Source organism: Bradyrhizobium sp. NBAIM01 (assembly GCF_020194115.1).
GTDB lineage: Bacteria > Pseudomonadota > Alphaproteobacteria > Rhizobiales > Xanthobacteraceae > Bradyrhizobium > Bradyrhizobium yuanmingense.
This window is the reverse complement of the sequence record NZ_JADYVU010000006.1, coordinates 30,042-42,385: the sequence shown is the minus strand read 5'-3', so window position 1 is coordinate 42,385 and position 12,344 is coordinate 30,042. Positions and strand designations below refer to the sequence as shown.

The 12,344-nt window shown below is 61.9% G+C and carries 13 protein-coding genes; 7 read left to right on the top strand and 6 right to left on the bottom strand.

The annotated features are described in order from the left end of the window. The first annotated feature begins 38 nt into the window (after window positions 1-38). Entirely contained in the window at window positions 39-518 is a 480-nt protein-coding gene (locus tag I6F31_RS20525) for a GcrA family cell cycle regulator (protein WP_225147196.1), read from the top strand. A gap of 269 nt (window positions 519-787) precedes the next feature. On the opposite strand, the gene I6F31_RS20520 is transcribed toward I6F31_RS20525, so the two are convergent. Further along, a complete protein-coding gene (locus I6F31_RS20520) occupies window positions 788-2,275 on the bottom strand; it encodes a porin (protein ID WP_036025433.1) in 1,488 nt (495 codons plus the stop codon). A 407-nt stretch (window positions 2,276-2,682) separates the two neighbouring features. Between I6F31_RS20520 and I6F31_RS20515 the strand changes: the two genes are divergently transcribed. Further along, the gene (locus tag I6F31_RS20515; protein WP_036010395.1) at window positions 2,683-3,189 is read left to right on the top strand and encodes a MarR family transcriptional regulator; all 507 of its coding nucleotides are present in this window, start codon (window positions 2,683-2,685) and stop codon (window positions 3,187-3,189) included. Window positions 3,190-3,199: 10 nt separating this feature from the next. Here the strand turns inward: I6F31_RS20515 and I6F31_RS20510 are convergent, their stop codons facing one another. Both I6F31_RS20510 and I6F31_RS20505 read right to left on the bottom strand, forming a co-directional pair. Next, window positions 3,200-4,312: an alpha/beta hydrolase gene (locus I6F31_RS20510; RefSeq protein WP_036010398.1), complete on the bottom strand. Its 1,113-nt coding sequence runs from the start codon at window positions 4,310-4,312 to the stop codon at window positions 3,200-3,202. Window positions 4,313-4,666: 354 nt separating this feature from the next. Further along, window positions 4,667-5,638, bottom strand: a complete 972-nt coding sequence (locus I6F31_RS20505; protein ID WP_225133812.1) for an SDR family NAD(P)-dependent oxidoreductase — start codon at window positions 5,636-5,638, stop codon at window positions 4,667-4,669. 408 nt (window positions 5,639-6,046) lie between these two features. On the opposite strand from I6F31_RS20505, the gene I6F31_RS20500 reads away from it, so the two are divergent. Then, window positions 6,047-6,286 carry a hypothetical protein gene (locus tag I6F31_RS20500; RefSeq protein ID WP_025036674.1) on the top strand — a complete coding sequence of 80 codons (240 nt, stop codon included), beginning with the start codon at window positions 6,047-6,049 and terminating at the stop codon, window positions 6,284-6,286. A gap of 150 nt (window positions 6,287-6,436) precedes the next feature. Here I6F31_RS20500 and I6F31_RS20495 read toward each other — a convergent pair whose 3' ends face one another. Beyond that, a complete protein-coding gene (locus I6F31_RS20495; protein WP_225186022.1) occupies window positions 6,437-7,408 on the bottom strand; it encodes an alpha/beta fold hydrolase in 972 nt (323 codons plus the stop codon). A 115-nt stretch (window positions 7,409-7,523) separates the two neighbouring features. Between I6F31_RS20495 and I6F31_RS20490 the strand changes: the two genes are divergently transcribed. The 4 genes from I6F31_RS20490 to I6F31_RS20475 all read left to right on the top strand — a co-directional run bounded on the left by I6F31_RS20490 (window position 7,524) and on the right by I6F31_RS20475 (window position 10,928). Continuing rightward, window positions 7,524-8,144: a TetR/AcrR family transcriptional regulator gene (locus tag I6F31_RS20490; RefSeq protein WP_036010401.1), complete on the top strand. Its 621-nt coding sequence runs from the start codon at window positions 7,524-7,526 to the stop codon at window positions 8,142-8,144. A 368-nt stretch (window positions 8,145-8,512) separates the two neighbouring features. Continuing rightward, complete coding sequence (locus I6F31_RS20485; RefSeq protein WP_063822468.1) at window positions 8,513-9,766, top strand: OpgC domain-containing protein; 1,254 nt, start codon at window positions 8,513-8,515, stop codon at window positions 9,764-9,766. After that, on the top strand, window positions 9,763-10,170 hold the full coding sequence (locus I6F31_RS20480; protein WP_225133816.1) for a hypothetical protein: 408 nt from the start codon (window positions 9,763-9,765) through the stop codon (window positions 10,168-10,170). Before I6F31_RS20485 ends, I6F31_RS20480 begins: the two co-directional genes overlap by 4 nt. A gap of 251 nt (window positions 10,171-10,421) precedes the next feature. Then, window positions 10,422-10,928 (top strand): septal ring lytic transglycosylase RlpA family protein, encoded by a 507-nt coding sequence (locus I6F31_RS20475; RefSeq protein WP_225133817.1) that lies wholly within the window; start codon window positions 10,422-10,424, stop codon window positions 10,926-10,928. A 200-nt stretch (window positions 10,929-11,128) separates the two neighbouring features. On the opposite strand, the gene I6F31_RS20470 is transcribed toward I6F31_RS20475, so the two are convergent. Together I6F31_RS20470 and I6F31_RS36535 are read right to left on the bottom strand one after the other, a co-directional pair. Continuing rightward, complete coding sequence (locus I6F31_RS20470; RefSeq protein WP_036025451.1) at window positions 11,129-11,620, bottom strand: YetF domain-containing protein; 492 nt, start codon at window positions 11,618-11,620, stop codon at window positions 11,129-11,131. Window positions 11,621-11,817: 197 nt separating this feature from the next. Further along, window positions 11,818-12,108 (bottom strand): outer membrane beta-barrel protein, encoded by a 291-nt coding sequence (locus I6F31_RS36535; protein ID WP_276573210.1) that lies wholly within the window; start codon window positions 12,106-12,108, stop codon window positions 11,818-11,820. Between the last annotated feature and the right edge of the window lie 236 nt (window positions 12,109-12,344).

Sequence of the window (12,344 nt, the reverse complement as noted above, 5' to 3'; positions counted from 1 at the left end):
GCGGATGGCCGACATCTGCAACCTGGGATCGCCGACAAATGCCTGTTCTCTCACCGACCTGGACCGACGAACGAATCGAACTCCTGAAGCAGCACTTCGAGGCCGGCCTCTCCTGTCGCGAGATCGCCGCCGACATCGGCGTCAGCCGCAACGCGGTGATCGGCAAATTGTCGCGGCTCAATCTGACGCGCGGCCGGACGGTCGACGACCGAAAGGTCCAGGACAAAGGCCTGGCGCCGGCGCGGATGCGCAAGGCCGTGCCGCGGCTGCAATACGAGATGCTCGCCTCGATCTATGGCGAGACCGATGCGCCGGTGTTTGCCGGCCCAATCGACGAGGCCAACCGCTGCTCGTTGCTGGAGCTGTCGGAGAATCGCTGCCGCTGGCCGATCTCGACGCCGGGCGCAGCCGATTTCTGCTTCTGCGGCAACACGGCGCCGGACGGCCAGCCCTATTGCGCCGGCCACAGCCGCCTCGCCTATCGGCCGGCGGCGCGCACCCGCGTGATACGCGGCTGACGTTGCGGGCATCTGGACAACAAAAAACCTCCGGCGGGGCATCGCCGGAGGTTTCTGGAGGCTTAGCATGAAGCTAAGAGCCGCAACTTTCGTATCTGGCTGGCAGTGATATAGCTTAGTAGCTCAAGTAAGTAAATAAGTTTGACGCGACGGAATCGCATGGCTCGCCTTCGTGTTCCGCAACGGCATTCGATTTTCCGAAACTCTTGCCATGAAAAACCCCGGCAGTTTCCCGCCGGGGGTCTCCGATCGATTTGCGCGATCGATGATCAGAAGTTGCGCTGAGCGCGCAGCAGCATGCTCACCGAGTCTTGGTCCTTCAGCTCGTACACGGCCGCCGGCTTCGCAGCGCTGGCAATGCCCGGGCTCGCGATGAAGCCGGAGTACTTCTGGTCCAGACGCGACCAGCTCAAGTCGGCAGTGAACGCCAGGCCCTTGACCGGGGTCCACACGGTGTTCACACCGACCACCGCGAAGTTGAAGTCCGGATTACAGGTCGAACCGGCCAACCCGATTGCGGCGAAGTTGGTGCAGATCAGGGCCTTGCCCGTGTTGCCGTACTTCAGCTGGGCGTAGCCACCGTAGATGGCGCTGGCCCAGTTCGGGCTCCAGTTGTGGGTATAGCCGCCACGGAAGCCCCAGGTCTTGACGGTATCGATGCCGGTACCGGTTCCGAACACGCCGTCGGCGAGACCGGCGAACCCGGTGCTCTGATACGCGCCGTTGCCGCTGCCGCTGAACATGAAGAAGCTCTGCGGGAACAGGCTCTGGAAGTTGTAGCGGGTCGCACCGTCGGTGTAGACGGCCTGCAGGTTGATGACGTCACCCGCGCCGGTCGGGATGTTCTTGATCGACAAGGCGCCCTGCACGGCCCAGCCCCACTTGTCGGAGGGATGACCGGTGACTTCAGTCGCGCCGTAATAGGCTGAATGCAGCTCATGGGCCGCGACCGAGATCTGCGCCAGACCCCAGGCCTGGTCGACACGAACCTGACCGATCACCTCGGGCATGCGCGTGCCGCCCCAGGCGCTGGCGCCATAGACGCCGGTCACGAACTGCGCCGCCGTACCCGACGACACGTTCCAGAGGTTCGATTGACCATTGTTCGCCGAGGTCTCGTCCTGCAGCGCGAACGAAGCAGTGATGCCCTGGCCGAAGTCAGCCGTGTAGGCAACCTGGTTCACGCCGTTGACGTGGTTGGAGCCGCCCGGAAGGGTATCGGGGCCGCCGGCCGGATAGCTCTGCCAGGGAGCGTCGAAGATCGAGACCGTGCGGCCGAAAGTGAAGCCCGCGAACTGGATGAACGCATGGTAGAGACCGAGCGAGGCCGAACTGGTCGAGAACGCCGACGGGTTGCTGCCGGTGACGTTCGTGGAGTCGTAGCTGACGACCAGGTCGGCGTAGGTGCGAACAACGCCGTATTCGGTCGCCGTGCGGGTATCGATGTTGAAGTCCAGACGAGCGCGGCTGTAGTAGTAGTTGGTCAGACGGTTGTTGGACCCGCCGTTCACACTGCTCGAGCTGTTCCTGAAGCCATAGTCGCCGCCGCCGCCGAGAAGCATGTCAGCGCGGATGTAACCACCAAACTTGATGCAGGTATCGGTGCCCGGCATGTAGTAGAAACCCGCGCCGTAGAGCGAGCAGATCTTCACGTATTCGACTGCCTTGGCCTTGACCGGAAGATCAGCCGCCTGAGCTCCACCAACGGCGATCAGTCCCGCCGCAGTGCCGAGCAAAAGGCTCTTCACCACTTTCATTTAAAACCTCCAAGTTGCTCATTTCACGGAGACCGGACCGTGAGGCCCCCCAGATCCCCGTCTCTTCATCAAATCCGCTCGGCCGCTTCGCGTTTTCGGACGTACCTGCATTCGCGAGGGACGTGAGCGAACCACCTGCAACGGGACGATCGAGAACCCCCCACCGTCGGGATCAATATGCCCGCGCCGTTCCGTTAATCAAAATAGTTTATTAGATCAGCTTTGTGGTTTCACTAACCCTGTGGCCGCAACGCAACACCGGTGTTGAGCCAAAAAGCCTGATCGGGTCATATTTGTAGTTTTCGTGACACCATTACCCTGCTCTGCACTTGCGTCAGAGCAGAGTTGCGTGGACTATGCCCGCCGAAAATGAGCCGGAAAGAGAATCAGCTTGCGGGAGTGACGCTGTGTCCGCGACGAGGAAGGAAGGCGCGCGCCTGCGCACCATCGGCAACCTGGATATCATCAGGCGATTCACCTGGGAGATATCGTCGATCAACATGTATCTCGAGGAGCTGCGTCAGTTCTGGGCGAGGACGCTCGGCATCAGCGGACCGCAATGGCTGATCCTGATGGCCATCTCGGACCTCGACAAGGACGACGGCATTCCGGTCAACGTCGTGTCCAAGCTCCTCCACGTCGATCCGTCCTTCGTCACCACCCAGTCCAAGCTGCTGGAGAAGAAGGGCCTTTTGCGCCGCCGCCCCTCGCCGACCGACGCGCGCGTGGTCCGGCTATCCCTGACCGAGAAAACGCAGAAGCACCTGGCGAGCCTCAACGAGCAGTACAAGACCATCAAGGAATTCGTCTTCCAGGAGTTCGACGAGGCCGAGCTCGCCGAATTCACCACCAAGCTCGCGACGCTGAAGACCCGGCTGGAAAAGGCCTGCGTCCGCCTCAGCCTGGACCTCTGACGGCTCGCCGCTAGATCCGCCCCGCGCCACGGAGCCGCGATTCCAGCCAGTCGAATATATATTCGTTGGCAAGGCTCGGATTGTCGGCATGGGCCTGCGCGGCGCCGGTCTCCGCCGCGGTGAACACTTTCAGCGTGACATCCGAGCTGCCGAGCCGGGAATTCCGGACGAGCTGACGCGCCCGGTCGGCCTTGAGCCAGCCGTCCTCCCCGAGCGTGATCAGCACCGGGCAGTCGGCGCTGGAGGCCATCAGCGGCGCATGCGGCACAGGGACGATGCTGACGTCGCTCATCGCGAATCGGCTGGCGAAAAAGGCCCGCTCGTGCAGATCCCACAGGCCGCCGTCGCAGACGGCGGCGGCAAGCCGCGGCTCCTGCAGCACCGCGCGCGCCACGAAGGACGAGCCCCAGCCATCGGCGATGATCCCGACCCGCGCGAAATCGACGTCCTGCCGCATCTCCAGATAATCCATGACGCCGGGGATCGCGCTCTCGAGATCCTGGCGCCGCAATAGCGCCTCGAGAAAATCGTCGCGCTGGTCGCCGAACAGGTCGAGCGCCAGCATCGAGAAGCCACGCTCGCGCGCGTGCGGCACGAGCTTGAACAGAAATTCTTCCTTGCGGTGGCCGGGCTCGCCGATGCAGATCACGGTCGGCGCCGGCTCCTTCCCCGATGGCGCGGGCAGGAAGTATCCCTGCAGCGAGTGCCCGTCGAGCCAGGGTATCGTCACCACCTCGCCGGCCGGGCTGCGCGCGGCGAGATAGCGGCGCGCGCATTCCTGCATGGCCAGCACGGCGACCCAGCGGCGCTCGTCGGCGGGATCGAGCGGCATCGCTGCGGCACCATAATAGTTCATGGCGCGCAGCCAATTGCGCTGCGCACTGGCGCGGTGGCCCTCCGCGAACGCGGTCTCCGCGCGCTGCCGATTGGTCTGCGCCAGCTTCTTCCACTCGCGGTGCCAGGAGCGGTCGTCCCCGCGCTTCAGCTGCCGCGCGATCATCAGGCATTCCGCGATCGTGGCGCCGCCCTCCTGGGCCGCCGCGAGCAGCCGCGTGAACTCAGCTGAAATGTCCTCTCGCTCCGGGCAAAAGGTCCAGTCGTCGGAGAGGCATGCGGGCATCATTGGGAGCTACGCTCTAATCGTCGCGTTACCCCGATTGACTAAACCATTTCAAGTCGCCGACCAAGCCGGCGCGCGCGTCATTACAGGCATGTGAGATCAACATCGCTTGAACAACGTCATGACGGATGCGTGACATTGCAACAGATCATGGTGCGCGACGAACATTGGCGGGAGCTGGCACTTAGAATTGTCCAAGTATCTCTTGCCATGACGACCATCATAGCCATATCGGCGCGCCTTGCTGGGCGCGCTAAAGAATATGACCCCTAGCGGCGGCGTGCGCGCACGCCTCTCCTTCGAGACGGCGCTGACGTGCCTCCTCGGGTGCGATGGGTGGGCGCCCCGGCAGCGGCCTCAACCAAGCCGCCAGCCGACCTCCTGCGTAAAACTTTCGAAGAAGGCGCGGTCATAGGCCTGCTCCGGCGCGGCGCGCACGCGCTCGTCGAGAAGCTTGGCGTCCTCGCCGACCAGAATGCGCCACCGCTCCGCCTTGACCCCGTCGAGGATAATCTTGGCGGCTTCTGCCGCCGTCGTCGGCGCATCCTCCAGGAAGCTGCGGGCGCGCTCGGCGAACGCCGCCTGGATGTCCTCGTCCGACATCCCGTCGGCATCCGGCACGCCGGCCGCGACCATGCGCTTGCGGGTCAGCGCGACCTCATCGGCATTGAGCCGCTCCGAGCCGTCGGCGCTCTGCACCTTGCGCGAGTTGGAGACGATCGAGGTGCCGATATGGCCGGGCATCACCACCGAGCATTTGACGTGCGGCGCATGCAGGCGCAAATCGTTGATCAGCGCTTCGGTGAATCCCTTCACTGCGAATTTGGCCGCACTGTAGGCGGTGTGCGCCTGGTTCATGCCGATCGAGGCCCAGAAGCCGTTGACGCTGGCGGTGTTGACGATGTGGGCTTCGTCCGCGGCCACCAGCATCGGCAGGAAGGTGCGCACGCCGAGATAGACGCCGCCCCAGCAGATGTTGAAGGTGCGCTCCCATTGCTCGCGGGTGTTGGTGAACAGGCTGCCGCCGCCGCCAATGCCGGCATTGTTGAACAACAGATGGATCCTGTCGGTCTGCTGCTGCTCGGCGAGCTCGTCGCGAAAACGCTTCAGATGGTCCTCGATCGCGACGTCGGCGACGTGCGTCGTGACGCGCAGCCCCTGCGGCAGCTTCTCGGCCTCGCACAGCCGCTTGGTCTCGGCCATCGCGGCCTCCGAGATGTCGCACATGGCGACGTTGCAGCCCTCGGACACGAGCTGCCGCGCGAGCTCGCGCCCCATGCCCGTGCCGCCGCCGGTGATGACTGCGATCTTTCCAGCAAAATCCTTCATGGGACTTCGGTCCCTCCCCTTGTCGGTGTGTTTCTTGGTCACGGCGCCGCTGACCGCGGCGCGCGCAAAACTGTAGCAGCGCGACATCCGCGGGTAAAAGCCGTGCGCTGCCCTCTTCGCCTTCGGTAATTTCGGCGGGCGGACTACGCGCGATGCTGCGCGCGGGCCTTGTGAAGTGGCTCATAGGCGACACGGCCCGGATAATCGATCATTCCCAGGTGTTTTCCAGCGGGTTCCCCGTATTTGTCCGGCTTCGGGTTAATGGCAATTTTTTTACAATCCGAATCGCCAAATGAGGGTGGACGCTGGATTGAGTCGGCCAGGCCAGCGTGTTGTTTGCGTGTCACAGGCTCTGGCACTCCGCTTGCATCCTCTTCGTGGTCAGAAACAACCAACGAGGTGATAGGAATGTTCGTGACCGTCGTTGCCGTGCTTTGCCGGCTTGGCGCAGCCAGCTCAGGCAGTTGTGTCGAGGAAATCGTGACCGACAGCAACATGACACCCGAGATTTCGCTAATGCAGTGCGCGATCGGCGCACAAGCGCCTCTCGCGAAGTGGATGGGTGAGCATCCGATCTATCACGCGAACTGGCGCCTCGAGCGCTACAAATGCGTGCCGGGTCATTACGAGATCAAGGGCCACGCCTAAGGCCCCGCAAAACCACTGGTACCGAGACCACGGATACCAGAACGATCGATCCAGAGGAAACGCCCGGGGGCCGCTTATCCCTGCGTGCGGACACTGCCAGCGCCAGACCGATCACGGCAGGCGCTCTGTGACAATGATCACGCCCTCCCTCTAAGCCACTTCACGCAAGATGATCGCGCGTGCCCGCCGTCCTTCCGGCGTCGGCATCAGCGCGAAGTTGTGCGGTTGCTCGCGCAATAGATGCAGCTCGATCGGCACGCCCACCGCCCTCGCTCTTGCGGCCAGGTCGACGCTGTCCGGATACAGAAGATCGCGCGTGCCCGAAAAAATCGTCATCGGCGCGAGCCCGCGGAAACTGCCGTTGAGCGGGCTGACGAAGGGATGGCCGACTTCGAGCTCGCCGGCATAGAGCCGCGCGGCCTCGACGATGCCCGGAATATCCTGGATCGGATCGCGCGCCGCGATCGCAACCTGCTCCGGACGGCCGACCGAGGCATCGGCCGCGGGCGAGATCAGCAGCAACCGGCTCGGCTGCCGATGACCGCGATCGCGCAGCCATTGGCAGGCGGCGAGCGCAAGCCCAGCGCCGGCCGAATTGCCGACGACCGTCACTTTTGCATCGCCAGCGTCTTCCAGCAGCATGCGCAGCAGCTCGGCCGTCGCCGGCACGACGTCCTTGGCGGTCGCCCGCGGCGCCAGCGGGTAGATCGGCACGACGCAGCAGATTCGCGCCTTGCGCGTCATCTCACCGATGAAGCGCCAATGCGCCGGCGCGATCTCGTTGATGTAGCCGCCGCCATGCAAGAACATGACGTAGTTGCAGCCCTCGTGGCCTGACGCCGGCTCGGTGTAGTAGACCGGCCAGCCGCCCATCTTGGTCAGCGTCACCTCGACGTTGCCGACCCCGATCGGCTCGTGAGAGGCCGGCGCCAGCGCCAGCTTCTGCACACGCGCCAGCACCGCCTCGGCGGATGCGAGCTGCTGCTTGTAGGGAAGCTGCCGCAGCAGCAGGTTGAGGGCCCGGCTTTGCAGGCTTGGTGCTGGATCGCGCGGCGCCCGCGCGCCGAATACGCAGCCGCCCGGACAGAATTGGAAGGCCGATACAAGTCTCGCAACGCTCATCGCCACATCCCCATGTTTCGACCCGGCGACGAAGAGGGTTGCCGACCCGCCGCCATTGGTCGATATAATGCGAGCATTCACTCGCTTTTCCTACTCGCATTCAGATCACAAGTCCGTGGCCCGCAAACCGTCCACAACACCCCGGAAAAATGCCTCGCAGGAGCGATCCCGTGCCACAGTCGACGCGCTGGTCGAGGCAACTGCTCGCATTCTGGTCAAGGAAGGCTTCGAGAAGGCCAGTACCAACCGCATCGCCGAGATCGCCGGCGTCAGCGTCGGCTCGCTCTACCAATATTTTCCCAGCAAGGAGGCACTCGTCGCCGCCGTGATCGATCGCCACAATGATGCGATCATGAATGTCGTCCGCGCCGCCTTCGCGGAGGTCGCCGACCTGCCGATCGAGATGGCCGTGCACCGCCTCGTCACCGTCGCGATCGAGGCCCATCACATCGACCCGAACCTGCATCGCGTCCTCGCCGAGCAGATCCCCCGCTCCGGTCACCTCGCGGAAGTCGAAGCCTACAGCCACGAAATCCACGCCCTCGTGCGCACCTATCTCGAACGCCACCGCAAGGAGATGCGCAAGATCGATCCCGCGCTCGCAGCATTCATGTGCGTGAGCGCGATCGAAGCCATCGCGCACAACACGGTGCTGAACGGAGAGATGCTGTCGGAGAAGATGGTGAAGGTGCTGGTGGACGAGACGACGCGGATGGTGGTGGGGTATTTGAGGTAGCGGAGCCTGAGATTACGGAAATCGGCGACAGCGCGCCCATTTGGATGAGGCAGCGTCCTGCGCCCTGAGAGGCGCGCCAGAATGCAGTCCAGCACTGTCACCGTAATGTCCGAACACGACGGATCGAGGAAGCGCCCACTTCGCCAGGCCCGATGACACAAAGCGCACCGCGTTTGTTCGGGACCAAGTTACCATGCATAGTACCGGGGCTCTCGGCGGGCCGCTTGACTCAGGTCAATATCCCGCTGGCCTCAGCGCGCCAACATTGTCGTATGGGTGTTGTATTGCCTGCCATCTAGCGTGAGCGATCCCGGCGGAGTGCCGGGGCGCGGACATTGATCGTGAATCGTGACACGACGGAAAGCAGAATGAAGCTCGCGCTTGCGCTGCCACCACCGCAACGTGATTTGCGTCTCGACCTTTTTCGCGGCCTCGCCAACTGGGCGATGTTTCTCGGCCATGTGCCCGGCACAGTGCTGGTGTGGTGTTCGTTCCGAAATTATGGATTCAGCGACGGGGCCGACCTGTTCGTGTTCATCTCCGGCTACACCTCGGCGCTCGTTTATACCCGAAAAATGGAGCGAGGCTTTGTGTTCGGAACGAGCAGGCTCTTCAGGCGCGTATGGCAAATCTACACCGCCCATATCGTGCTATTCATGATCTACCTGGCTTTCATCCATTTCCTGTCGGAGAGGTTCAACGCGCCTGATCTGATCGATCTGTTCAACGCCGGACCGGTCACCAGCGCGCCGATCGAGATGATGACGCAGGGGCTTTTGCTGCGATACAAGCCTCTGAATTTGGACGTGCTGCCGCTGTACGTCGTCTTGATGGGCCTGTTTCCTCCGATCCTCTGGTTGATGTTGAGATTTCCCGACGCCGCCATGATCGGGTCGGTGCTGTTATATCTGGCTGCGCGGCAATTCCATTGGAACCTGCCTTCCTATCCGTCGGGAAGCTGGTACTTCAATCCGCTGGCGTGGCAGCTTCTGTTTGTCACGGGCGCATGGCTCGCGTTGACCGGTGCGGGGCGTCTGCATTTCTTGCTGCGGTCCAGGTTCGTGCTGGTTGTTGCGGTTGCCTATTTGATTTTTGCGGCGATCATGACGTTAGCTGCTCACCAGCCTCAGCTCCGGGCCTTGTTTGCGCCTGCCTTGTTCGAGCTTTTCAATCCCAACGACAAGACCAATCTGGCGCCCTACCGCTATCTTCATTTGATGGTGCTGATTATCCTTGGTGCCCGGTTCATACCGATCGATGCGCGCGGGCTACAAGCCACCATCTTGCGACCCCTGGTAAAGTGCGGCCAGCAGTCCCTCGAAGTGTTCTGTGTGGGCATTCTCCTGGCCTTCATCGGGTACTTCATCCTGCAGTTGGCAGGGAACGGCATCCTCGCTCAACTGCTCGTCGGAGCTGCGGGAATCGCGATCATGACGGCGGTTGCCTACTACAGATCCTGGTCAAAGCGAGTAGAGAAACCTTCACATGAGAGTCCGGTGGATGGAAAGAGGGCGCCGGAAAGCACCGGCCCCCTTGAGCATCTTGTAGTGCGCGCCGCCGGAACGGTGCCGCAGGTCGCTTGCGGGACGGGTACGCAGCAGCAGCCGTTAAGGGAAGTTTGACAACCGCGCCGGCCGTCAAGATCGCGATCGAGGCCCATTCCATCGACCCGAATCTGCACCGCGTCCTCGCCGAGCAGATCCCCCGCTCCGGCCACCTCGCCGAGGTCGAGGCCTACAGCCACGAAATCCACGCCCTCGTGCGCGCCTATCTCGAACGTCACCGGAAGGAGATGCGCAAGCTCGACCCCGCGCTCGCAGCGTTCATGTGCGTGAGCACGATCGAAGCCATCGCGCACAACACGGCGCTGAACGCAGCCGAGATGCTGTCGGAGAAAATGGTGAAGGTGCTGGTGGACGAGACGACAAGGATGGTGGTGGGGTATTTGAGCTGGGTGGGCGACAAGCCAGGGCACTTGCGATCTAGCTCCGCACGATGCTTCTTGAGCTTCGCATCTGGCCTGTGACGATCGCACTGCTCGCGTCCAAAGCTGATCGTATTTGCGCCACTCATCCTCCGCCGGGACGCGACCGCGTCAGTCGTCGCGCGCTAACTCGCCTCGCTAATTTAAATATTTAAATATATTTAATTTTGACAAATTAAATCATTATTATGCTCCGCGATGTCGGTATGTCATCACCGTTTTGCGCGTCTTGAGGAACGCGACCTCTGAGCTTGCATTGTCGGCTTGATCTTCAATCGTTCACGAGGCCGACAATGCATCTTCTCGTCAGAATGGCGGCGATTGCGACAGTCCCTGCTTGGATCGGATTGAACGCGAACGGCGCTGCAGCACAGGATTTCCATGACCGGTGGTCCATCATTCCGAAGGCTCAGGCAGAGCCGGCGCCTGCTGGACCCGAACAGCCGAAGAAGGATCAGATTGAGGCGCCACCTCCAACCGCACAAGAGCCATCGGCCGATCGCTCGGGCATGCGATCTTTCAATCGAGTCTTTTCGGGAAAGGCCTCCTATTATTCATATTCCAAAGGCAAGACAGCGAGCGGTTCGTCATTCAATCGGAACCACCTCACCGCAGCGCATCGCAGCCTGCCGTTCGGCACCAAGGTCCGCGTGACCCATGGAGGAAGCAGCGTCATCGTCACCATCAATGACAGAGGCCCGTTCATTCGTGGCCGCGTCCTCGATCTCTCGCTCGCTGCCGCGCGCAGCTTGGGGATTACGAATCGCGGCGTAGCTCAGGTTCGGGCCGAGGTCTTGTAGCGGGCGGCTCTTGAACGGCCGTGACATTGAAAACCCGACGCGCTTGTGGATATGACCTCGAGTACTCACCGCCTTCAACGGGATGGCGATGGGGTATTTGAGGTATCAGCGCTTGTGCCTTTTGGGGAAGCCGGCGGAAGCCTCGCAGAATAACAAGTAGTCCCGCAACGCCGATCATGTCGGCAGGCAGACGAAGGTCGTCAGGCTTCCTTCTTTTTCACGCTGATATTTCCGTCGCCCTCGATATATGCCTCTACGACGTCCGAGGGACTCGCTATCCCCTCCTCGCGAAGCTTGCTCATCAACTCATCCATCGTCACCAGCTCCTGCCGCATGTGGCGGCGAAGGACCTGCCCGTTTTTGATGAGCAGGAGCGGCGCCGGCCGAGCAAGCCGCTCCACGAAAGGCACGTGATACCCGACCCAGTCGATGGCTAGATTCCAGAAAATGATGGTGGCAACGAGCACGATACCTTCTGTGATCGAGTGGTATTCGCCCGCCATGCCATTCTGCGCCGCGTCCGCCAGCAGGACGACGAGAAGCAAATCGGGAATGCTGAGCCCGCCGGTTTGTCGCTTCAAAATGAACCGCATCAGGGTGAAGATGCCGAGATACATGATGGTGCCCCGCACGATCATTTCCATGATGGAATGCGTCGGGACGAAGATCTCGTTCCACGATAGCTGAAACATGTGTTGCCCTCGCACCTAAATGGAAGCGTCCTGATACCACGTATCGATGGTCCGCCATGAGGCGGCTGATCGTAGCGTCTCCTGGAAGGCTGAACCGTACTGGCGTGATGGCACGGAGATGGTTGCGGACGCTGGTGGGCGAGACGACGCGGGTATTTGAGGTAGGTGGGCCCTTAGGGCACGATCTGCTCAAAAGGTCAAAAATGATAGTTCACGCCGACTCGGGCGACGTGGAAATCTGCCCGACCGAAATTTGCGGTGTATCTGGACAAGTTCGGACCAATGCCCGTTGCGAGTGCGTTGGCCGTCACCGACGATTTGCCGAGGTCAACGTAGAGATACTCGGCCTTAAAGCTCCAACCAGGCGCAAAGCGCCATTCACCGCCTCCGCCGACCGTCCAGCCAGTCTGAATGCGGGAATCGTTCCCCGTGAAGCAAGTCGATCCGATCGTACAGCTGAATGAAGTGCCGGTGACGGAGACGCTCAAAGCGCCCCCCCGGTCCGTTCACGATGTAGTCGTCAAATGTCGCTACTCGACCAAAAGCAAAGCCGCCGGTCCCATACAGAAGAACGCTAGGCGTGACCAGCGCCCCCAGACGCCCACGAACGCTCCCCCACCAGTCGATCTTTTGCTCAGCCGAGATGGTCTGTGTGAAGGCTGGGGGTAGAATCGGCGTTGTTTCACGACCGCCGCCGCGCAAGCTGGATCCGCTCAAGTCAGCT